Here is a 23,927-nt window from a genome sequence, read left to right as displayed (position 1 = left end):
AAAGTAGACACTAAAAAAGTGAAAACTTTAGAGGGAGATATTTTTATATGGAATACTTAGTAAGTTGCAAATGTTAAATCGGTGTCTAGGTGACCTGCAATAGTGTAGGTAGACAACGTATCGCCTTTAAGCCATTTTGCAAAATCTATTTTCGTAGGAAAGCTATTTTGACCTATTCCAATCTGTGCAGTTAAAGATTGTGGTTCATACATACTTGTATGTATAGTGCCAGACCAGCTTCTGAACAATTTACTGTATATTTGGTACTGTGGATCATTAAATAGTTGAAAAGCGTCTGCTTTATTTAAGTTTGTTGGTTTATGATTGACCAGTCGTTTTAAACGTTCTTCGGATTCTTTTGTGTAATTTCTATTTTCATGCGTTAAAAGTTTGAAATGGTTCGTGCAAGTAGAATCATAGCGCACATCAATTGAACGCGGTGTAACTTCTACAATAGCAGACGCGAGTTGCTTATCCATGACAATATAACTAAAAGAACTTCTATGTGGTATTTCCTTTAAAAGTTGAATTGCCTCTGACACATTTTTACAATACTGTAAAATGAGTCTGCCTATCATATAACAAACAAAGCCATCGCCAGGATGTTTACGATGCATAAAGTTGTAACCCATAGCTAGACCGGCCTCGTTCATACCATCCATTCTCCCAGTTATACGAGATGTTGGGCCAATCTGCGCTAGCCCGCCATCATTTGGTTGAAATAGTAAATAACGACCGTCATATGTAGCAGGGTGATAATCGTAATTGCGTACCATATAATCTTCACCTAAGAATACAGTACAGCCGCTATTTTTTAACGGGGTAAAACGATAATGTCCAAAATTAAGTATCATTTGGTTAGTAGGAAGATTTAAAACTTCTTGCATCCCTTTTATCTCTTCCCAAATTTGAGGTGCATAAGTTTGAAAAACATCGTAAGTCTCTTTGATATGGATATCAAAACGAGGCATACGTTTTTTCCATTCGCTTTCTCTATTTTTAAGCATGGGCGTTTGTTGCATCCATTCGGCGGTTTTTACGCCTAAATCAAAGTGGGACCCACGATGTGTTAAAATATCTGATTGTATATTTTGCATTTCTAAACTCCTATATTAAAGTGTAATCTTACAAAAATGTCACTTCATTGTAATCTCACGTTAATTGTATTATGTTACTTCGACAGTTATGATAAGGATAACTTTTAAAACTAAATTTGTATGTTAGTTGAATGAGGTGATGAGTATGTTAAATTATTATGGAAAATTAAGAGATGCTATATCAACTTGGTGGGGTAATTAACATCTACAATTATTTTATAGTAGTATAATGTCAACTTCAAATAGTAGTGAGTATATTCGTGTCGATTGTTTTAACAGATTTAGATTTAATAATAATTTATTTTATGTCTTGAATATGGAATATTACATTAAAAATATTTAGAATAGTATATTTGGAAATGGGTATATATTTATTGATGTAGTTAAATGTGCTATCATAAATATTAGACATGTTAATAAATTATTGAGGTGAAACAGAATGTGGAATTTTATTAAAGGTTTATTTAAATTTGTATTTGGTACAATCCTTACTGTATCATTAGCAGCAGGCATCGGTGCTGTAGTATTTGCTTATATTTTCAAAAAAGATTTTGAAGATATCGAAAGTAAAACAAAAGAAATTGTTTCAGATATTGAATCAAATAATTAATTTACTAATAGAACACCCTAGAGTGTTCTATTTTTTTGTCTGAAATACTGATAAACAATCAAGGCTATGTATGATACAAATGTTAGATGACTGGTATTAAATGTCACTGCATAAATCTTTTAATCTTTAAAGAGGTTACTGCTTATGAAGGCCGACAGTTATTATGCAAACGCTCTAGTTCTTGTATGATTTTTCCTAAACTTCTTTACTTAAGGAAGAAAAAATTAAAAAGACAACATAGTTTCCTTTCTGACTTCCATATACAGTATGAATGTCTACATATTCAAAACGTTCAACGAAGTTGTTAATGCTTATCTGATTGAAGGAATTAAGCAATTTATAGGTTCAATCTATGTGAAGTAAAGTAATGCCTAGTGTCGTGCGAGATTTGCATGATATCAAATAAAGACAATTTAACGATTTCGTTATTATGACATGCATGACCTTTTAACGTCATATGAACCATATCTATATTTTTAATTTTCAGGATGGTATGTTCTAACCAACCATCTTGGTAATATTCTATGTGGATAAGTGTATTTTTATGTAAAGCATAGTGTAATTGACTATTGAGTTCATTTAATTGATCGTCTGATAAAATAGGGCGGTCAATTTTATTTTGATCTACGATATGCTGTTGTATAGCTTCAAATTGCTCAGGTAATGTAGCGAACGGGGCCCATTTAACCATACCACGCCCTTGTGGAATATTAGGGTTTAGTTTTTCTCTTGGAATTTTTCTGTAATCTGTTTCTTTATTATTGTATTTATCTGAATGCATCAAATCACCTCAATATCATAATAGAACATTTGTTCGTGTTTGTGCAAGTTATTTTTCAAAAATTTATAAATCTATTGTCAAAAGTAGGTAATAGTTAAATTTTCATTGAAAGTGGTATCATAAGTATGACAATGTTTTTCAACTAATGGAGACGGTTAAAGAAATGTTTAAAATGTATCATGGAAAATGATAGGATGACATAAGCATTTGGTTTAATAAGCAAGGTGAGTTTTTATGAAGAAACATTATTTAAACGATGTATATGTATGTTTATCAATAAAAAACATTATATTGTCTTTTATTCGTAATATTTATTAAAATGAAAGTATCATAATATGGAGGGGTTTACATGACAACAATAGGATATATTGGTTCATATACAAAAAAAGAAGGTAAGGGCGTCTACCGCTTTGAATTAGATGAACAAACGGGGACGATTACTGAAGTGGAAACGGGTTATGAATTAGAAGCGTCGACATATGTAAATCAACATGACGCTTTTTTATATGCTGTAACACGAGAAGGGGAAGATTGTGGCATTGCAAGTCTTAAAATAGGAGAAGATGGCAAACTCAGTCTTATCAATAAATGTTTAGCTTCCACAAAAGGTAGCGGATGTTATGTTTCAGTATCGCCAGATGGTAAATATGTTTTTGAAGCGGTTTATGGTGCAGGGCTTGCTCGTATCTATGAAGCAAATCCAATTACGGGTGAAGTGGTTCGTTTAATCCAAGAATTAGCACATGATTATCCTACAGGTCCTCTAGAAAGACAAGAGCAACCTCATGTTCATTATTTAGATACCACACCAGATGAACAGTATGTTGTAGCAATGGATTTAGGTACTGATAAGCTTATAACATATGAATTTGGTGAAGAAGGTTATAGCGAATATGCCGTATTTGACTTTGAACCAGGTGATGGACCAAGACATATTACATTTCATGAAAATGGTGAAATTGCTTATGTAGTTCATGAATTATCTAATGTTGTAAGTGTTATGCAGTACAAGAATGGTGAATTTTCGGAAATTGAACGCCATGCAACGATTCCTGAAAATTTTGAAGGTGCTACAAAGTTAGCTGCGGTAAGATTATCTCATGATCAAAACTTCCTATATATTAGTAATAGAGGACATGACAGTATCGCAATTTTTAAAATAGGAGATAACGGAGCCACAATTTCCTTAGTAGACATAGTGGGTAGTGGAGGAGCATTTCCCCGCGATTTTAATATTACTGAGACAGATGATTTCTTAGTTTGTGCACACCAAGAAGATGGTTATGAGCTAACTGTATTTAAACGAGATAAAGTGACTGGAAAATTAGAAAAATCTGATGGTCAATACACTGCACCAGAAGGTGTTTGTGTTCAGTTTTTACAATAATAAAAATATAAAAGTCCGAAAGCTAAATTTTAGTTTTCGGACTTTTATATTTTAATATTATTTATTGAAAAAGGCTTTAATATACTTGAATTTCCCTTTATAAGGTGGGAAAAGTAAGCTTGATTCAAGCCGTGTAGATTTAAAAATATATGATTTATCATGGCTAAATGTATCGAAAGTATACTTACCGTGATATTTTCCTATACCAGAAGCACCAACACCACCAAATGGTAAGTTTGGGTTTGCTAAATGCATTAAAGTATCGTTTATTGCGCCTCCACCAAAGGATAGTTCGTTTAAGACACGTTCTGAACTGTTTTCATCTTCGCTAAATAAATAAAGACTGAGCGGTTTAGGTTTAGTGCGTATTAAATCAATAGCTTCGTTAAAATCGTCATAAGTTATAATTGGCAATAATGGACCGAAAATTTCATCATCCATAATTTTTGAATTGATGGTAATGCCGTCTAAAATAGTAGGTGCAATATAATTTTCATCAGCATCTGTTTGACCGCCAAAACTTATTTCAGGTTTATGGATATTTAACAATTCACTTAAACGGTTAAAATGCTTCTCGTTTACAATACGGCCATAATCTGGGCTTTCCTGTATATTTTCTCCATAAAATTCAGTGATTGTTTTTGTTAACGCGCTAATGAGCTCATTTTTGACCTTACGATTTACAAGTAAGTAATCCGGTGCAACACAAGTTTGGCCTGCATTCGTAAATTTACCAAAGCTAATACGTTCACTTGCCACTTTGATATTAGCACTTTCGTCAATGATGGCCGGGGATTTTCCGCCGAGTTCTAAAGTAACAGGTGTTAAATGTTCACTTGCTGCCTTATAAACAATGTGGCCAACTTGTTCACTACCAGTAAAGAAAATATAGTCAAAAGGTAATTGAAGTAAAGATTGTGTAGTTTCAGCGTTTCCCTGAATAATACTAATATACTCAGGGGCAAATGCATCTGTAATTATTTTCTCTATTATTTCTGATACGTTTGGTGTGTATTCAGAAGGTTTGAGTATAACAGTATTACCAGCTGCAATAGCACCAATTAATGGTTCTATGAGCAATTGGAAAGGGTAGTTGAAAGGACCGATAATTAAGACTGTGCCATAAGGTTCCTTCATAATATAGCTTTTAGTAGGAAACATATATAATGGCGTATTTACTTGTTTGGTTTTTGACCAATTTTTAAGTTCTTTACGAGCTAATTTAATACTTTTTAATGTATAACCAATTTCTGTTGCATATGTTTCTACTTTGTTTTTACCTAAATCTTTTTGAAAAGCTTCAAGTAATTCATTTTCATAGTTTTTAATACTTTTGCTTAACTGTTTAAGTTGTTTTTTTCTAAATTTAAGAGATTTAGTCTCATGAGTATTAAAATATTGTTTACTATTGTGGAAAGTTTGTTCTATTAAATTCAAATATTATTCCTCCTAGTATATTGGCGATTTAGATAGCTCAAAATAGTTGATAAAAAACTGGAACATAACAATTATGTCCCAGTTTTGCTGTTTAGTAAAATATTTAAGTTTTCAATTTAACATAGTTATTTAAAATTATTGTGTTGAACTAACTCAAAGCTTCCGTGATTTGTGGTACAACTTGTTTTTTACGTGATACAACACCTGGAAGGAAAGCGGTATTGTTTTCAAGTTGAACATTAAACGCAGAACCTACTTTATCTTTCTCTGCACCAACAACTAGAATTTTAGAGTCACTATTGATTATATCAGTTACAAGTAATACAAAAAGATCATACTTTTCATTTGTACTAACTTCTAACATTTCTTTTTCTAATTCTTCTTGGCGTTCAAATACTTCGTTAATGTCTACAGTGTTAACTTGTCCAATACGTGTAATATAGTCACCCATGTTAAATGATTTTGCGTCCATATTTAATAGTTCAGTTGCAGTTTTATCAGTTGTAGAGGCTCCAGCTTTTAACATCTCTAAACCATACGCTTCTAAATCAACATTAGCAATTGATTTTAATGCTTCCGCAGCTTCAATATCTTCTTGTGTGCAAGTAGGAGACTTAAATAATAAGCTGTCTGAAATAATAGCAGAAATCATTAAACCAGCGATTTCTGGTTTGATTTCAAATCCACGTTCTTTATACATTTTGTATAAAATTGTTGCAGTACAACCTACTGGCTCAGCACGGTAGTATAAAGGTGCTGCAGTTTCAAAGTTAGAAATTCTGTGGTGGTCGACTACATGTTTGATTGATGCTTTATCGATTGTATCAGCACTTTGTTGGAATTCATTATGGTCCACTAAAATGACGTTTTGATCATTTAAGTCATCGCTTAATAATGCTGGCGTTGAAACTTTAAACTGATCTAATGCGTATTGTGTTTCAGGACCTATTTCACCTAATCGAAAAGGTGTTGCCTCTGCATTTCCTGTTTGTTGTTCAAAGTCTGCCATAATAATCGCTGATGAAATTGCATCTGTATCTGGATTTTTATGCCCGAAAATATAAGTTTTTGCCATGTTTAAATTCTCCTTATTTTATATTTAGTTATATTTTATCATGATTTTGTATTGTTATTCTACTTCAGCACCTAGAGAATTTTTAAAGTGGTCTAAAGCCCATTGATGGCCCGTTGGATTAAACGACGCCACGCCTTTATGAGAGATTGAAATAGAATATCCTAAATTATATGCAGTAATAGCAGTATGGAGTACGCAAATGTCGGTACACACACCGACAATTTCTAAATGTGTAATGTTTCTTTCGCGTAACATAATATCTAATGGCGTACCACAAAAAGAATCATAACGTGTTTTATCTAAATAATGTACATGATCGTTAAACAGGATATTTTGATAAATATCATTTACTTTGCCATAAAGTTCTCTTCCTGTAGTATCTATTATATTATGAGGAGGGAAAAGTTTGTTTTCTGGATGATACGTATTTTCTTCATAATGTAAATCCATAAGGAAAAAAATATTAGCTTGTTTATTGTTATAAGCTTCAATTCTTTCGATAATATAATTTTCAATTTGTTGACCAGGAAGGCCACAAGTTAATTTACCATTATCAGCCACAAAATCATTTGAATAGTCGACAATGATAAGTGCGCTATTTTTCATATTATGTAACACTCCCAAAATTTTAGATTACAGCCATTATATCTTAAGTAGGTAAATCAATAAAGATGCAAATAAAGCGTTTAAGAAACTTTGTATTAGTTTATTATAGAGTATGAAATTGAGAAGGAAGGTGGATTAATGCGGATTAATGCTAAACAATTTGGTTTGAAAGGAAAGGACAAACGAGCAGATACACGTGCAATGCAAAAAGCATTAAAATATGCTAAAAAACACAAACATACTACAATCTATGTCCCTAAAGGGGAGTATCATATACATAGACCACTGGTAATATATGATTCCACGACCTTAATACTGGATGATGAAGCGGTATTAAAAAGAGTAGGTAAAGATACATTATTGAAAAATGGAAACTGGTTAAAATCTTATTATGGATATGATGGTAATGGGCATATACATATTGCTGGAGGTACATTTGATATGAATGGGTATCAATATCCGTATAACAATACTGCAATGTGTATGGGGCACGCAGAAGATATTCAAATCATAAACGTCACATTTAAAGATGTGGTTGGGGGTCACGCACTTGATGCATGTGGAATCAACGGTTTATATATCAATAGATGTCAATTCCTAGGATTTAATGATAATAATGGTACACGCCCATTTTCTGAAGCGGTACAACTAGATATCCAAGTAAAAGGCGCTTTTCCTAAGTTTGGCGCTACTGATGGGACAATAACTAAAAATGTAGTGATTGAAAATTGCTATTTTGGAGGTTCTAAAACGCCTCATATGAATGCATGGAACAGGGCGATTGGCTCTCATGCAAGCAGGTATAATCAATTTTACGAAAATATTCATATTCGATTTAATAGTTTTGAAGGCATGAACCAATACGCGCTCACACCTTTAAAATCTAAAGATATATTTGTGCATCATAATGTATTTAAAAATTGCGTGGGCGGTTTACGTTTTTTAGCAGTCAAAGATGGCAAAAATGCACAAGATCTCAAAGGGAATGTAAGGCCGACGCAAGCAGGAAAGAATTTATATATTTATCGTAACCAATTTTTGGGTTATATGGCTAAAGATGCAATTCGTATCCAAAGTTACAATAATATAAAGCACAATCGTGTTTTAATCGCTCAAAATGATTTTGGTTATAGCTCTCAAACCTTATATTTGAAAGATATACAGAACTTGCATCTTTTAAGTCAAGGAAATATAAAAATTAAAAAAGTGAATGTGAAATCAATTTAAACGTCGCTTAGTTTCACATTTCTGAGTTAAAACATTAATATATAATATTGAAATCTAATTAGAATTATATTATGTTATAGAGTGATAATTTAAGAAAATTCAGAAAACATCTGAAATAAGGGGGAACATTATGAGTGATAAAAGCAAAGGGGAAATGAGGCGTTCTCAGTATTTAACTTTCTTTTCTAAAGACAAAGAAAAGAAACCGTATAATGCAGGGCAATTTGTAGGTTTAATTTTAGGACCGCTACTATTTATTTTAACATTATTGATTTTTCAGCCTGAAAATTTATCAAATAAAGGTGTTTTCGTGCTTGCTATTACAATTTGGATTGCTATTTGGTGGATTACTGAAGCAATACCGATAGCAGCAACTAGTTTATTGCCACTCGTTTTATTACCTGTTGGTCATGTGCTCAGTCCAGAAGAAGTATCTGCTCAATATGGCAACGATATTATATTCTTATTCTTAGGTGGATTTATTTTAGCAATCGCTATGGAAAGATGGAATTTACATACACGTGTAGCTTTAACAATTATTAGTATTTTAGGCACAAGCACAGGGAAAATATTGTTAGGATTTATGATTGCAACGGGCTTTTTATCTATGTTTGTTTCAAATACAGCAGCGGTTATGATTATGATTCCAATTGGCTTGGCAATTATTAAAGAGGCTAATGAGTTAAAAGGTGAACAAATGAATGCCACGAGCATTAGTAAATTCGAACAATCTATGGTGTTAGCTATTGGTTATGCGGGTACGATAGGTGGTTTAGGTACACTTATTGGGACACCGCCACTCATTATTTTAAAAGGGCAATATCAATCAGCTTTTGGTGAAGAAATCAGTTTTGCTAAATGGATGATAATTGGTGTGCCAACCGTTATTATATTACTTGTTTTAGTGTGGCTATATTTGCGCTATGTCGCTTTCAAACATGATATGAAAGAATTACCAGGCGGTCAAAATTTAATTAGAAAAAAACTAGATGAATTAGGTAAAATGAAATATGAAGAAAAAGTAGTTCAAGCTGTTTTTATTTTAGCCAGCTTATTATGGATCAGCAGAGAGTTTTTATTGAAAAATTGGTCGCTTACTTCAGAAGTAGCGGACGGTACGATTGCAATGTTTATTGCTGTTTTGTTATTTTTGATACCTGCTAAAAATAAAGAACAACATACCCGAATTATTGATTGGAATGTTGCTAAGGATTTGCCGTGGGGCGTGTTAATTCTCTTTGGCGGTGGTTTAGCACTTGCTAAGGGTATTTCTGAAAGTGGCTTAGCGAAATGGTTAGGCGAGCAATTAAAGCTAATCGAAGGTGTGAGCCCGTTAATTATAGTGCTTGTGATTACAATATTTGTGCTGTTTTTAACAGAAATTACTTCCAATACTGCGACTGCAACTATGATTTTACCAATACTTGCTACATTGTCTGTCGCTGTAAATGTGCATCCACTATTACTGATGGTCCCAGCAGCGATGGCAGCTAACTGTGCGTACATGCTGCCAGTTGGAACACCGCCAAACGCAATTGTCTTCGGTACTGGAAAAATCAGTATTAAAAAAATGGCATCAGTTGGTTTTTGGGTCAACATATTAAGTATTGTTATTATCGTGTTAGTTGTTTATTTCTTAGTGCCTCCAGTATTAGGTATAGATGTAACCAAACCATTACCATTAAAATAAATCGCATTTTTATAAAATAACGGTGTTACGCTAACCTAACAAAAAGAGACCCAGTGGGGTCTCTTTTTTTATGCAAAAGTATTTTAGTTTAAGAGAATTACATAAGCTAAAAATGATGTATAAGTGCTACTAATTTAAAAAGTAGGTGTACATGCCTAAGGCACCGTTTTTGTGTCTCGGTCTTCCTTTATAGGAGCTATTTTGTATTAAGTGTGCCCTAATTTATTAAATGATCCAATCACAGTGACTTGAAAGTCTAATGTATTTAAGATTTTGATCACTTTTGATAAATCTTCAGTTAATCCAGTATCTGCTTGTACAAAAAAGTGGTACATACCTAATTGTGTTTTTAAAGGTCTGGATTCAATCCAAGATAAGTTGATATTGAAAAGGACAAACGTGTTTAAAATACTCGCCAACAAACCTGGTTTATCATATTGTGGTGTGATTAATAGCATGGTATCACTGGCGTTATCTAAATGTTGTGGTTGATTGCTGACTACTAAGAAACGCGTGACATTATGAGGAAAATCTTGAATATTTTGTTCAATAGGTTGAAAACCGTAAGTCTCTCCGCTACCTAAAGGCGCTATAGCGCCAACATGATTAGTGATTTTTTCTAAACTCTGTATTGTGCTATCTACATAATCATATGTGAAATCGTGTTGTTGAATATATTTGCTAGTTTGACTAATTGCAGGTCCTATGGAATACACTTTAGAAATATCGTTTACTGTAGCATTTTCTAATCCATATAAAGCAAATTGAATATCTAAATGAATTTCTCCTTGAGCATAAATATTTTGTTGTGTTAAGGCGTCAGCAACAATGTTTATAGTGCCTTCAATTGAGTTTTCTATTGGTACTACAGCGATACTATTATCATCTTCTGATACAGAAGCAACCACTTCATATAAATTTGATTTTGAAACATATTCAATTTCTGAATCAGATTTATATTTTTGTGCAGCTAAATATGAAAAAGTACCTTTTGGTCCTAAATAATATAATTTCATTTGACGTTACCCCTTATTAAGATATGTGTAATTTTAAAGTGTTAATGGAAGGGACAGCCTGTAGTAGATGATTGTTTTTTGTAAAAGAAGTTAGGATCTCTTATCTCATTTTTATATCCATGATGATAATTAGATACAAGTGTAGGAGATAATGGGGGCGCCAACCAAGACCATTTACCAGTAACTATTCTTCCATGTTTTTGTTCATTTTTTTCAAATCTTTCAAATTGTTTTGACGCAGTTAAATGATCAACCATTGAAACACCTTCGTTTTTAAATGAATGATATACTGCATAATTCAATTCGACTAATGTTCTGTCTTTATTGAAAGAATTATTCTTTAGTGTATCAAATTCAAATGCTTCTGCAATAGTTTCTAATAAATTATATCGATATGAATCCGTAAAGTTACGCACGGCAATTTCATTTACCATATACCAACCATTAAATGGGGCAGTCGGATATGTCACACCCCCAATTTTCAAGTCCATACTAGATATGATAGGGACTGCATACCATTTTAAACCAAGTTCTTTTAATTTTGGAAACTGCTCATGAGTGATAGGTACTTCTTTAATTAACTCAGGATTATAATTATGAAACTTTAATTTGTCTCCAGGCATTTGATAAATTAATGGTAAAATATCAAAATGAGTATGTTTGCTCTCCCATCCTAGATATTCCGCTAATTGTGTAACTTTCCTTTCAGCTGGATCGCCAACATCTTCATATCCAGCATATCTTATAAGTTGATTATTAAAAATTTGGGGTGGATGATGAGATGAAAAAATTGTAATATATGGCTTTATTTTACCTTTATTTGTAGCAATTTGAATATGGCTTTCAATTGTGTCAATAAATTCATTTTCAGTTTGGATGTGCCTTGCATCATTTACTGTTAAAGCGTCCCAAAAAGCACGGCCAATACAACGATTGGAATTTCTCCAAGCCATTTTAGCACCATAAATAAGTTCTTCATTTGTATGTTCATACGTGCCTGTGGCATTAATTTGTTTCTCAATTTGATAAATGCGTTTTGATATACTATCTTCATTATAATTTAGTTCTCTATACATCGTTTTAACAAAAGATTTAGCTTCGTTTAACATATAAACACCTCATAACATATTATACGGTATTTTGTATATTTTTAATCCTTACTAAAATAATTGTCACTATTTTGTCGCTACTATTTGAAAAAATGTAAAAACTATCATTATGAATAACTAATGATTTATAAATGTAAATACCCCTACAAAAACGTTGTATTTATATACACATATATATTTGTTTCAGATATAAACGATTATTATTTTGTGTTAAACTAATGAAAAAGCCGATTGGAGAGATAGCGGTGTACCAATTTGAAGATGATACATTTGTATTACACAATGATTTATATCAAATAAATATGGCAGAAAGTTATTGGAATGATGGCATTCACGAACGTTATGCTATATTTGATTTATATTTTAGAAGTATGCCATTTAATAGTGGTTACGCGGTTTTTAATGGGTTAAAACGTGTTATTGATTATATCGAAAAATTTCATTTTTCAAATTCAGATATTGAATATTTGAAATCCATTGGTTATCAAGAAGATTTTTTGGGATATTTAAAAGATTTAAAATTTACTGGTAATATTCGTTCTATGCAAGAAGGCGAGTTGTGTTTCGGTAATGAACCTTTATTAAGAGTTGAAGCGCCTTTAATCCAAGCGCAATTAATCGAAACAATGTTATTAAATATTGTAAATTTTCACACGCTCATCACTACAAAAGCTAGTAGAATTAAACAAGTAGCGCCCAATGACAATTTGATGGAATTTGGGACAAGACGTGCACAAGAAGCAGATGCAGCTTTATGGGGCGCAAGAGCTGCATATATTGGAGGATTCAATTCAACAAGTAATGTACGTGCCGGAAAACTATTTGGTATTCCAGTCTCAGGGACACACGCACACGCCATGGTTCAAACTTATGGAGATGAATATATAGCGTTTAAAAAATATGCAGAACGTCACAAAGATTGTGTATTTTTAGTTGATACTTACCATACGTTAAAATCAGGTGTGCCAACAGCAATTAAAGTTGCTAAAGAATTAGGTGATAAAATTAATTTTGTCGGCATTCGTTTGGACTCCGGAGACATAGCATATTTATCGAAAGAAGCACGTCGTATGCTAGACGAAGCTGGTTTCCCTGATGCTAAAATTATCGCTTCGAATGATCTAGATGAGCAGACAATTACGAGTTTAAAATCTCAAGGTGCAAAGGTTGATTCATGGGGAGTAGGGACAAAACTAATCACAGGTTATGATCAACCTGCTTTAGGCGCTGTTTATAAGTTGGTAGCAGTTGAGGATAGTTCTGGATCATATGTAGACCGTATAAAATTATCTAATAACGCAGAAAAAGTAACTACACCTGGTAAGAAAAATGTATATCGTATTATTAATAAAAAGACAAATAAAGCTGAAGGCGATTATATTACACTGGCTCATGAAGATCCTTATAACGAGTCGTCACTTAAATTATTCCATCCTGTTCACACTTATAAGATGAAATTTATAAAATCTTTTATAGCAAAAGCATTACACCATGATATTTTCAAAGATGGTAAATTAGTATACGATTTACCAAGTGAAAAAGAAGCACAAGCTTATTTAACGGAAAGCCTATCTTACTTATGGGATGAAAATAAACGTCACCTTAACCCACAAGAGTATCCAGTTGATTTAAGTACTGAATGTTGGGAAAATAAACATAAACGTATATTTGAAGTGGCAGAACAGGTTAAGGAGATGGAGGAAGAAAATGAGTGAAATTCAAGATATTATTGTTAGAGAAATGAAAGTGAAGCCTACAATTGATAGCAAGATAGAAACACGTCAAATCATTCAGTTTGTAAAAAACTACGTTCAATCTCACTCTTTTATCACATCCTTGGTGTTAGGTATATCAGGCGGACAAGATTCAACTTTAGCTGGTAAATTGTGCCAAATTGCAGTTAATGAATTAAAAGAGAAAGATATCGATTGTCGATTTATTGCGGTCAAATTGCCCTATGGCGAACAAAGTGACGCGGACGAAGTGGAAGATGCTTTGGAATTTATACAGCCTGATGAAATATTCACTGTGAATATTAAACCTGCAGTGGATCAAAGTGTTCAATCGTTAAAAAATGCAGACATTATATTAACAGATTTTCAAAAGGGAAACGAAAAAGCGCGTGAACGTATGAAAGTACAATTTTCAATTGCTTCCAATACACAAGGTATTGTAGTAGGTACTGACCATTCAGCTGAAAATTTAACAGGCTTCTTTACTAAATACGGTGATGGGGCAGCAGATATAGCGCCTCTGTTTGGTTTGAATAAGCGTCAAGGCCGTCAAATACTCGCATATTTGGGCGCTCCCTCACATCTATATGAAAAAGTACCAACTGCTGATTTAGAAGAAAATAAACCACAAGTGCCAGATGAAGATGCATTAGGTGTTAGTTATAATCATATTGATGACTATTTGGAAGGAAAGCCTGTTCCAAGCGAAGCTAAATCAATCATCGAAAGTCATTATATTAAAAATGCACATAAAAGAGAATTAGCATATACAAGATATACATGGCCAAAAAACCAAACAAATTTCGAATAATTTTAGTGACAAAATAGTAACTTACTGATAAAATAATTTGAATTTAATGTGACAGAAAGGAAAATGGACATGTCAGTGATAACATCTAATCCATGGTTAATGGTTTTAGCAATTTTTATTATTAATGTTGCATATGTGACATGCTTAACAATGAGAACGATATTAACACTTAAAGGTTATCGCTATGTTGCAGCAGTAGTAAGTTTCCTAGAAGTCTTAGTATATGTTATTGGTTTAGGTATGGTTATGTCTAGTTTAGACCAAATTCAGAATGTCTTTGCATATGCTTTTGGGTTCTCAATTGGTATCATAGTAGGAATGAAAATTGAAGAAAAATTAGCACTGGGCTATACAGTAGTTAATGTAACATCTTCTGAACATGAGTTAGATTTACCAAAACAATTGAGAGATTTAGGTTATGGTGTCACGCACAATACTGCATATGGCCGAGATGGCGCAAGGTTAATTTTGCAAATTTTAACCCCGAGACGTTTTGAATTAAAACTGATTGAAACAATCAAGCAAATAGACGAAAAAGCCTTTATTATCGCATACGAGCCAAGAACAATCCACGGTGGTTTCTGGGTTAAAGGCGTTCGAAGTAAAAAACTCAAACAATATGATCCAGATAAAGTGGAAAGTATATGAAGAAACAACAAAAATTCAAGGTTGGCGAAAACGAAACTATTCAAGATTGTTTAAAACGTATGCGAGACGCTGGTTATATGCCTGTTAAGCGCTTAGAAAAACCAATTTACAAAGAAAATAAAAATGGTACTTATGAAGTATATAGACAGGAAATTCAATTTGTTGGAAAATTGCAAGAATAAATGCTTGAAGGAGGCTGGGACATCAATATATGTTCCAGCCTTAAATATGCTATGAATAGTGCATAGCTTATTTGAAAGCCCTTTAAATTAAGTTTATTAATCCCAGACAATATAAGGAAGACAAGATAATGCATTTTAATGAAAATGGATTTTAATCCTATCCATTATTTTTATGAAACATGTTAAAATTTCTTAAAGAAGGAAGAAAAGGCTTATACATTTAAAGCTAATTCTGTTAAACTAATAGTGAAAAGAACAAACACGAACTTAAATCGTAAAATATTGTTAAATGTACATGTTTTGGAGTTTGTGCACTAAAACTTACGTAAGATAGGAGCTTATTTCAATGATAGAACGTTATTCTAGAGAAGAAATGTCTAATATATGGACGGATCAAAATCGTTATGAAGCATGGTTAGAGGTAGAAATACTAGCGTGTGAAGCTTGGAGTAAATTAGGTGATATACCTGCTGAAGATGTAAAAAAAATTCGCCAAAATGCGAAGGTTGACGTTAACCGTGCAAAAGAAATTGAAGAAGAAACACGTCATGATGTCGTTGCATTTACAAGACAAGTATCTGAAACATTAGGGGAAGAACGTAAGTGGGTTCACTATGGTTTAACGTCAACAGACGTAGTTGACACTGCGTTAAGTTATGTAATTAAACAAGCGAACGATATTATTGAAAAAGATTTAGAAAGATTTATTGAAGTATTAGCGCAAAAAGCCAAAGACTATAAATATACATTAATGATGGGACGCACACATGGCGTACACGCTGAACCGACGACATTTGGTGTAAAAATGGCTTTATGGTATACAGAAATGAAACGTAATTTAGAGCGCTTCAAACGCGTCAGAGAAGAAATCGAAGTAGGTAAAATGAGTGGTGCAGTAGGAACGTTTGCAAATATCCCACCAGAAATCGAAGCATATGTCTGTGAACATTTAGGTTTAGATGCGGCGCCAGTTTCAACACAAACATTACAACGAGACCGCCATGCATACTATATTGCTACATTAGCCTTAATCAGCACTTCTATGGAAAAATTCGCGGTAGAAATACGTAATTTACAAAAAACTGAAACACGAGAAGTAGAAGAAGCATTTGCCAAAGGACAAAAAGGTTCATCAGCGATGCCTCATAAACGTAACCCAATTGGTTCAGAAAATATTACAGGCATCGCACGTGTTATCAGAGGATATGTAACCACTGCATACGAAAATGTAGCATTATGGCATGAAAGAGATATTTCTCATTCATCAGCAGAACGCATCATGTTGCCAGATGTTACGATAGCGTTAGATTATGGATTAAACAGATTTACAAATATTGTAGAAAGACTTACTGTGTTTGAAGACAATATGTTAACAAATATTGATAAAACATACGGCCTTATCTATTCGCAGCGTGTATTATTAGCCTTAATCAATAAAGGGTTAGCACGCGAAGTAGCTTATGATAAAGTACAGCCAAAAGCGATGACATCTTGGGAAACTAAAACACCATTTAGAACATTGATTGAAAATGACTCATCCATTACTGAGTTATTAAGCTCTGAGGAATTAGATGAATGTTTTAATCCTAAACATCATTTAAATCAAGTAGACACTATTTTTAGCCGTGCAGGTTTAGAATGATTGAAATTTTCAAATGAAATGGTTACACTTTAATGTATTAGTACGTTGAACTGAGATTAAATTGAAAGTACAGGGGTTGTTTTTGATGCAAATAGAAAAATTACGAGGAAAAGCATTAGATGAATTATTTGATGCTATTCTTACATTAGAAAATAGAGAAGAATGTTATCAATTCTTTGACGATTTATGTACAGTGAATGAAATTCAGTCATTATCACAACGATTACAAGTCGCAAAAATGATTAAACAAGGTTATACTTATGCGACAATTGAGCAAGAGTCTGGGGCTTCAACCGCAACAATTTCCCGTGTTAAAAGATCTTTACAATGGGGAAATGATGCGTACACAATGATTCTAGATCGCATGAATATTGAAACGACCGATTAATTCATAACTCAATAATCGTAGCATAGCGTGTAATTTACATCATTTCATTTGAAAAGCTGTTGGCAAAGTAACTCACTTTGTTGGCAGCTTTTTTCTGTTGTTAATTTAAAGTGTATTGATAAAATAGATACAAAGACGTTTATTTTATATATAGTTTATTAAAATGTATATAAGGCGTAGTGATGAAAATAATACGTTAATACAACTTGTTAAAATACACTATATTTTCTTACATCATTTTAGAACTCGCTGATTAAAAATGATATAATCTTATGTATGCTAAAAAAAGGAGTAACATATCATGTATGACATTAAAAAATGGAAACATATTTTCAAATTAGATCCTGCCAAATCCATATCTGATAATGATTTAGACGCTATTTGTATGTCTAAAACCGATGCAATTATTATAGGTGGGACAGACGGTGTTACTGAAGATAATGTTATTCAATTAATGAGTAGAGTAAGAAGGTATCCACTACCTTTAGCTCTAGAAATTTCAAATGTAGAAAGTGTGATGCCAGGATTTGATTTTTATTTTGTACCAACTGTGCTAAACAGCGCAAACGTAAAATATCATAATGGCATACTTTTAGACGCATTAAAATCATTTGGTCACATGATTGATTTTGATGAAGTTGTTTTTGAAGGCTACGTTGTAATGAACCCAGACAGTAAAGTTGCTCAGCTTACACAGGCTAACACTAATTTAACAGAGGACGATATTGAAGCATACGCTCAAATGATTAATGCAATGTATAAATTACCAGTTATGTATCTTGAGTATAGTGGTACATATGGAGAAAGCGAAAAAGTTAAAACAGCAGCAAGCATGTTGACTGATACCCAGTTGTTTTATGGTGGGGGTATTAGTAACCAAGAAGAAGCGGAAGAAATGGCTTCAATTGCTGATACGATTATCGTTGGTGATATTGTTTACAAAGATATTAAAAAAGCACTAAAAACAGTTAAGGTAAAGGAGTCACATAAATGAATGCATTAGTAAATCAGATGAATGATGAACAAAGCCTAGCGGTACGAACTACAGAAGGGCCACTTCTTATTATGGCAGGTGCTGGTTCAGGCAAAACACGTGTCTTGACCCATCGTATAGCTTACTTGCTTGATGAAAAAGACGTGTCTCCCTATAATGTTCTAGCGATTACTTTTACAAACAAAGCAGCAAAAGAAATGAAAGCGCGTGTTGAATCTTTAGTGGGTGAGCCTGCGCAAGTTATTTGGATGTCAACTTTCCACTCAATGTGTGTAAGAATTCTTAGAAGAGACGCAGATAGAATTGGTATTGAACGTAATTTTACAATTATTGACCCTACTGATCAAAAATCAGTTATTAAAGACGTTTTAAAGCAAGAAAATATAGATAGCAAAAAATTTGAGCCGAGAATGTTTATTGGCGCTATAAGTAATTTGAAAAATGAATTAAAAACACCGGAAGACGCACAAAAAGAAGCTGAGACATATCATGAACAAATGGTCGCTACCGTTTATAAAGGTTACCAACGACAATTATCAAGAAACGAAGCTTTGGATTTTGATGATTTAATAATGGTTACAATTCGTTTGTTTGAACGTGTACCTGATGTATTAGAATATTATCAAAATAAATTTCAATACATACACGTAGATGAGTATCAAGATACAAATAAAGCACAGTATACGCTAGTAAATCTTTTGGCAGCTAAATTTAAAAATTTATGTGTAGTAGGAGATTCTGATCAATCTATCTATGGATGGCGTGGCGCAGATATTCAAAATATACTGTCCTTTGAAGAAGATTATCCTGAAGCAAAAACGATATTTTTAGAACAAAATTACCGATCAACTAAAAATATATTAAATGCAGCAAATGAAGTAATCAAAAATAACTCAGAGCGTAAACCTAAAGGGTTGTGGACTGGCAACACATCTGGAGATAAAATCCATTACTACGAAGCTACGACTGAGAGAGATGAAGCAGAATATGTAGTAAAAGAAATTATGAAACATCAACGCAACGGCAAAAAGTTTAAGGATATGGCAATTTTGTATCGTACAAATGCCCAATCACGTGTGCTTGAAGAAACATTTATGAAGTCTAATATGCCTTATACGATGGTCGGTGGTCAAAAATTCTACGATCGTAAAGAAATTAAAGATTTATTAAGCTATTTGAGAATAATAGCTAATAGTAATGATGATATTAGCTTGCGTCGTGTAATTAATGTACCTAAACGTGGTATTGGTCCATCTTCAGTAGATAAAATTCAAGCTTATGCGAATCAAAATGATATTAGTATGTTTGACGCTTTAGCAGAAGTAGATTTTATCGGTTTATCTAAAAAGGTAACACAAGAATGTATAACTTTTTATGACACGATTCAAAATTTGATTAAACAACAAGAGTTTTTAGAGATTACTGAAATTGTTGAAGAAGTATTAGTTAAATCAGGTTATCGAGATATGTTAGAACGTGAGAAAACACTAGAATCAAGAAGTAGACTAGAAAATATAGATGAATTTATGTCGGTTCCCAAAGACTATGAAGAAAATACACCACTAGAAGAACAGTCATTGATTAATTTCTTAACCGATTTATCTTTAGTTGCTGATATAGACGAAGCGCAAATAGAAGATGGCATAACATTGATGACAATGCACTCAGCCAAAGGATTAGAATTCCCAATCGTGTTTATTATGGGGATGGAAGAGTCGTTATTCCCTCATATCAGAGCGATAAAAAGCGATGATGATCATGAAATGCAGGAAGAAAGAAGAATCTGCTATGTAGCGATTACCCGTGCAGAACAAACATTATATTTAACGCATGCTACTTCAAGAATGCTTTTTGGCAGACCACAATCTAATATGGCTTCAAGATTCTTACAAGAAATACCTGAAGATTTATTGGAAAATGAAAATAAAGCGGCAGTTAAAACACAAAACAATCACTTTAAATCAGCAACCAAACAACCTGAAAAAAGAAGTCATAGTAAACGTGTTGCATCTTCTAAGCAATCACAACAAAATACGAATTGGCATGTCGGTGATAAAGTTATCCATAAATCTTGGGGTGAAGGTATGGTAAGTAATGTAAATGAAAAAAATGGCTCTGTAGAGTTAGATATTATATTTAAATCAGAAGGACCAAAGCGTCTGCTTGCTCAGTTTGCACCTATCGAAAAGAAAGGGGAATAAAATGTGGCTGACATACAATCACGTGTTAATGAATTGCATCAATTATTAAATCAATATAGCTATGAATACTACGTACAAGATAATCCCTCTGTACCAGATAGTGAATACGATAAATTATTGCACGAGTTGATTGAAATTGAAACAAACCATCCAGAATATCAAACAGTGGATTCACCTACTGTGAGAGTGGGTGGTGCAGCACAATCAACTTTTGAAAAAGTGAATCATGATACACCAATGCTTAGTTTAGGCAACGCGTTTAATGAAGAAGATTTGAGAAAATTTGATCAACGTGTACGTGAACAAATTGGTAAAATCGAGTATATGTGTGAATTAAAAATTGATGGTTTAGCGGTTTCTCTTAAATATGAAAATGGACGATTTGTTCAAGGTTTAACACGCGGGGATGGTATAACAGGTGAAGATATTACTGAAAATTTAAGAACGATACATGCGATTCCTTTGAAAATAAATGAACCTAGAACGTTCGAAGTTCGCGGTGAAGCGTATATGCCTAGAAAATCTTTCTTTGATTTAAATGAAGCTAAAGCTCAAAATGATGAACAACCCTTTGCCAACCCTAGGAATGCTGCCGCTGGATCGCTTAGACAATTAGATTCTAAACTTGCAGCAAAACGGAAATTAAGTGTTTTCTTATATAGTGTGAATGATTTTACACAGTTTAATGCCAATACACAAAGTGATGCTTTAGATGAATTAGACGAATTGGGTTTCAAGACAAATCAAGAGCGTGAGCGGCTTCAAACAATTGAAGAAGTTTTAGAGTATATTGAGAAGTGGACAGAAGCGCGTGAAGGACTGCAATACGATATTGATGGCATCGTTATTAAAGTCAATGATTTAGAGCAACAAGATGAATTAGGATACACACAAAAATCTCCTCGTTGGGCAATCGCATATAAGTTTCCAGCAGAAGAAGTTATCACAGACTTATTAGATATTGAATTGAGTATTGGTAGAACAGGTGTTGTTACACCAACAGCAATACTTGAGCCTGTAAAGGTTGCAGGCACAACTGTGTCTAGAGCTTCTTTACATAACGAAGATTTGATACACGAAAAAGATATTCGAATTGGTGACAGTGTAATTATTAAAAAAGCAGGAGATATTATACCGGAAGTCATTAAAAGCGTATTAGATCGCAGACCTCAAAACGCTGAAGTTTATCATATGCCAACGCATTGTCCTAGCTGTGACCATGAACTTGTTAGAATTGAAGGCGAAGTAGCACTGAGATGTATTAATCCAAAATGCCAAGCACAGCTTGTAGAAGGCATGATTCATTTTGTTTCTCGTCAAGCAATGAATATCGATGGTTTAGGTACTAAAATTATTCAGCAACTTTATGAAAATCATAAGATTAAAGATGTTGCAGATATATTTTACTTAACTAAAGATGATTTGCTACCATTAGAGAGAATGGGTGAAAAAAAGGTAGACAACTTATTAAATGCTATCGAAAAAGCTAAGTCGAATTCATTAGAACATTTACTATTTGGTTTAGGTATAAGACATTTAGGCGTGAAAGCAAGTCAAGTTATTGCTGAAAAATATGGCACGATGGATACTTTATTTGATGTTACAGAAGACTCGTTAATTGAAATATATGATGTGGGTCACAAATTAGCTCAATCGTTAGTGACATATTTAGAAAATGAAGACATTCGTGCGCTTATCAATAAACTCAAAGAAAAAAATGTTAATATGACTTATAAAGGTATTAAAACAAGTGATTTAGCTGGACATCCAGAATTTAGTAATAAGACAATTGTTTTAACCGGTAAGTTATATCAAATGACTCGAAATGAAGCTTCCAAGTGGTTAGAACTTCACGGTGCTAAAGTTACAAATAGTGTTACAAAAAAAACAGATTTAGTGATTGCTGGTGAAGATGCTGGTTCTAAACTTATGAAAGCTGAGCAATTTGGAACAGAAGTGTGGACAGAAGATGACTTTGTCAAAAAACAAAATGAAATAGAGGGATAGAGGAGATAATGCATGAAAAGAACGATTATATTATTTATTTCAGCAATTTTTGTATTATCAGCATGTGGTAACGATAATGATGAGAACAATAAAGAACAGTCAAATGATAATAAACAACAAGAAGAGTCTGGCTCTGTAAAGGAAATTGCTACTGATAAAAATGTACAAGGCAATAATTATAGAACGATTTTACCGTTTAAAGAGAGCCAAGCACGTGGTTTGTTACAAGATAATATGGCAAATAGTTATAATGGTGAAGATTTTGAACACGGTCTTTTAGAATTAAGTAAAGAAGTCTTTCCTACTGATGATTACTTGTACCAAGACGGTCAATATTTAGATAAAGACACAATTAATGCTTATTTGAGCCCTAAATATACTAAATCTGAAGTAGATGCTATGGACGAAGATGAACGTAAAGAAAAGAAAGCAAACGAAAATTTAGGTCTTAACCCATCGCATAAAGGGGAAACCGATCCAGAAAAAATTGCTGAAAACACACCAGCATATCTTTCTAATATTTTAGAGCAAGATTTTTATGCGAGTGGAGATACGAAAGGTAAAAATATCAAGGGTATGACTATCGGATTAGCTATGAATAGTACATATTATTACCAAAAAGAAAAAGATGGCGAAACGTATAGTAAAGATTTAGATGACAAAGAAATTAAAAAGCAAGGCAAGCAAATGGCAGGAGAAATTCTTTCTAGACTCAGAGAACATAAAGAATTAAAAGAGATACCTATCCATTTTGCAATCTATAAGCAATCTGGGGAAAATTCAATTGTCCCTGGGGAATTTATAGCGGGTACTACGGTTGAAGATGGCAAAACGCGTATTAATGAATGGAAGGATATTAACCAACAAACGGCGTTACTACCTTCTGAAGAAGCGGGTAAAGTTGATGAAAATCTAAACAATAATTTCAAACAATTTAATGATGATTTACAGACATATTTTAATAACTTTACGCAAGCAGTGGGTACAGTTAAATTTGATAATAAAAAAGCAAAACAATTAACGGTCGATGTACCTATTGATTATTATGGCGAAGCAGAAACAATTGGTATCACACAATATATAACTGAACAAGCTGAAAAATACTTTGATGATATAGGCGAATATGAAATCCACATTAAAGATGGTAATAAAGCCAAAGCTTTAATAAGTAAATCTAAAGATGATAAAGAGCCACAGGTTCACATTTATAAAAATAATAATTAATATGTGACAAACAATTAAAGCCACACTTTGTAATACTTTTCATGATTACATTGTGTGGCTTC

General features: G+C 33.0%; 21 protein-coding genes. 14 read left to right on the top strand and 7 right to left on the bottom strand.

Features of this window, described 5'->3' with window-relative positions:
* Positions 1–56: 56 nt before the first annotated feature.
* The gene (locus tag KA900_RS08210) at positions 57–1,097 is read right to left on the bottom strand and encodes a C45 family autoproteolytic acyltransferase/hydrolase (protein WP_103373735.1); all 1,041 of its coding nucleotides are present in this window, start codon (positions 1,095–1,097) and stop codon (positions 57–59) included.
* A gap of 439 nt (positions 1,098–1,536) precedes the next feature.
* On the opposite strand from KA900_RS08210, the gene KA900_RS08205 reads away from it, so the two are divergent.
* Positions 1,537–1,707 (top strand): hypothetical protein, encoded by a 171-nt coding sequence (locus KA900_RS08205; RefSeq protein WP_017723456.1) that lies wholly within the window; start codon positions 1,537–1,539, stop codon positions 1,705–1,707.
* A gap of 337 nt (positions 1,708–2,044) precedes the next feature.
* On the opposite strand, the gene KA900_RS08200 is transcribed toward KA900_RS08205, so the two are convergent.
* Positions 2,045–2,488 (bottom strand): YolD-like family protein, encoded by a 444-nt coding sequence (locus tag KA900_RS08200; RefSeq protein WP_210139428.1) that lies wholly within the window; start codon positions 2,486–2,488, stop codon positions 2,045–2,047.
* A 349-nt stretch (positions 2,489–2,837) separates the two neighbouring features.
* Between KA900_RS08200 and pglS the strand changes: the two genes are divergently transcribed.
* Positions 2,838–3,875: a 6-phosphogluconolactonase gene (pglS, locus tag KA900_RS08195; RefSeq protein ID WP_107644471.1), complete on the top strand. Its 1,038-nt coding sequence runs from the start codon at positions 2,838–2,840 to the stop codon at positions 3,873–3,875.
* A 57-nt stretch (positions 3,876–3,932) separates the two neighbouring features.
* Here pglS and KA900_RS08190 read toward each other — a convergent pair whose 3' ends face one another.
* From KA900_RS08190 to KA900_RS08180, 3 genes are all read right to left on the bottom strand, one after another.
* A complete protein-coding gene (locus KA900_RS08190; protein ID WP_115342071.1) occupies positions 3,933–5,312 on the bottom strand; it encodes an aldehyde dehydrogenase in 1,380 nt (459 codons plus the stop codon).
* Between the two features lie 148 nt (positions 5,313–5,460).
* Positions 5,461–6,387 carry a manganese-dependent inorganic pyrophosphatase gene (locus KA900_RS08185; RefSeq protein WP_096808879.1) on the bottom strand — a complete coding sequence of 309 codons (927 nt, stop codon included), beginning with the start codon at positions 6,385–6,387 and terminating at the stop codon, positions 5,461–5,463.
* 54 nt (positions 6,388–6,441) lie between these two features.
* Positions 6,442–6,993 carry a cysteine hydrolase family protein gene (locus KA900_RS08180; RefSeq protein WP_096808880.1) on the bottom strand — a complete coding sequence of 184 codons (552 nt, stop codon included), beginning with the start codon at positions 6,991–6,993 and terminating at the stop codon, positions 6,442–6,444.
* Positions 6,994–7,131: 138 nt separating this feature from the next.
* On the opposite strand from KA900_RS08180, the gene KA900_RS08175 reads away from it, so the two are divergent.
* Both KA900_RS08175 and KA900_RS08170 read left to right on the top strand, forming a co-directional pair.
* The gene (locus tag KA900_RS08175) at positions 7,132–8,220 is read left to right on the top strand and encodes a glycosyl hydrolase family 28-related protein (protein WP_210139427.1); all 1,089 of its coding nucleotides are present in this window, start codon (positions 7,132–7,134) and stop codon (positions 8,218–8,220) included.
* A 130-nt stretch (positions 8,221–8,350) separates the two neighbouring features.
* Complete coding sequence (locus KA900_RS08170; protein WP_096808882.1) at positions 8,351–9,910, top strand: SLC13 family permease; 1,560 nt, start codon at positions 8,351–8,353, stop codon at positions 9,908–9,910.
* A 206-nt stretch (positions 9,911–10,116) separates the two neighbouring features.
* On the opposite strand, the gene KA900_RS08165 is transcribed toward KA900_RS08170, so the two are convergent.
* On the bottom strand, positions 10,117–10,926 hold the full coding sequence (locus tag KA900_RS08165) for a prephenate dehydratase (RefSeq protein WP_115342072.1): 810 nt from the start codon (positions 10,924–10,926) through the stop codon (positions 10,117–10,119).
* A gap of 41 nt (positions 10,927–10,967) precedes the next feature.
* Entirely contained in the window at positions 10,968–12,035 is a 1,068-nt protein-coding gene (locus KA900_RS08160) for a nitric oxide synthase oxygenase (protein WP_103372602.1), read from the bottom strand.
* A 245-nt stretch (positions 12,036–12,280) separates the two neighbouring features.
* Between KA900_RS08160 and KA900_RS08155 the strand changes: the two genes are divergently transcribed.
* The 10 genes from KA900_RS08155 to KA900_RS08110 all read left to right on the top strand — a co-directional run bounded on the left by KA900_RS08155 (position 12,281) and on the right by KA900_RS08110 (position 23,865).
* Positions 12,281–13,750: a nicotinate phosphoribosyltransferase gene (locus KA900_RS08155; protein ID WP_115342073.1), complete on the top strand. Its 1,470-nt coding sequence runs from the start codon at positions 12,281–12,283 to the stop codon at positions 13,748–13,750.
* Positions 13,743–14,579: an ammonia-dependent NAD(+) synthetase gene (gene nadE / locus KA900_RS08150; RefSeq protein ID WP_096808886.1), complete on the top strand. Its 837-nt coding sequence runs from the start codon at positions 13,743–13,745 to the stop codon at positions 14,577–14,579. Before KA900_RS08155 ends, nadE begins: the two co-directional genes overlap by 8 nt.
* A gap of 69 nt (positions 14,580–14,648) precedes the next feature.
* Entirely contained in the window at positions 14,649–15,227 is a 579-nt protein-coding gene (locus KA900_RS08145) for a DUF2179 domain-containing protein (RefSeq protein ID WP_096808887.1), read from the top strand.
* Positions 15,224–15,409 carry an NETI motif-containing protein gene (locus KA900_RS08140; protein ID WP_210139426.1) on the top strand — a complete coding sequence of 62 codons (186 nt, stop codon included), beginning with the start codon at positions 15,224–15,226 and terminating at the stop codon, positions 15,407–15,409. Before KA900_RS08145 ends, KA900_RS08140 begins: the two co-directional genes overlap by 4 nt.
* Before the next feature lie 346 nt (positions 15,410–15,755).
* On the top strand, positions 15,756–17,051 hold the full coding sequence (gene purB / locus KA900_RS08135) for an adenylosuccinate lyase (RefSeq protein ID WP_096808889.1): 1,296 nt from the start codon (positions 15,756–15,758) through the stop codon (positions 17,049–17,051).
* A gap of 85 nt (positions 17,052–17,136) precedes the next feature.
* The gene (locus tag KA900_RS08130) at positions 17,137–17,439 is read left to right on the top strand and encodes a YerC/YecD family TrpR-related protein (protein ID WP_019469593.1); all 303 of its coding nucleotides are present in this window, start codon (positions 17,137–17,139) and stop codon (positions 17,437–17,439) included.
* A gap of 301 nt (positions 17,440–17,740) precedes the next feature.
* Positions 17,741–18,433, top strand: a complete 693-nt coding sequence (gene pcrB / locus KA900_RS08125; RefSeq protein WP_103372600.1) for a heptaprenylglyceryl phosphate synthase — start codon at positions 17,741–17,743, stop codon at positions 18,431–18,433.
* Entirely contained in the window at positions 18,430–20,634 is a 2,205-nt protein-coding gene (gene pcrA, locus KA900_RS08120) for a DNA helicase PcrA (RefSeq protein ID WP_115342075.1), read from the top strand. Before pcrB ends, pcrA begins: the two co-directional genes overlap by 4 nt.
* A gap of 3 nt (positions 20,635–20,637) precedes the next feature.
* Positions 20,638–22,641 carry an NAD-dependent DNA ligase LigA gene (gene ligA / locus KA900_RS08115; RefSeq protein ID WP_115342076.1) on the top strand — a complete coding sequence of 668 codons (2,004 nt, stop codon included), beginning with the start codon at positions 20,638–20,640 and terminating at the stop codon, positions 22,639–22,641.
* 12 nt (positions 22,642–22,653) lie between these two features.
* Positions 22,654–23,865 (top strand): CamS family sex pheromone protein, encoded by a 1,212-nt coding sequence (locus tag KA900_RS08110; RefSeq protein WP_096808896.1) that lies wholly within the window; start codon positions 22,654–22,656, stop codon positions 23,863–23,865.
* Positions 23,866–23,927: the final 62 nt, after the last annotated feature.

Origin of the sequence: Staphylococcus sp. GDY8P120P (genome assembly GCF_017892065.1) — a bacterium.
Classification (GTDB): Bacteria; Bacillota; Bacilli; order Staphylococcales; family Staphylococcaceae; genus Staphylococcus; species Staphylococcus nepalensis.
The sequence above is the reverse complement of the archived record's forward strand: the minus strand, read 5'-3'. Positions and strand labels throughout refer to the sequence as shown.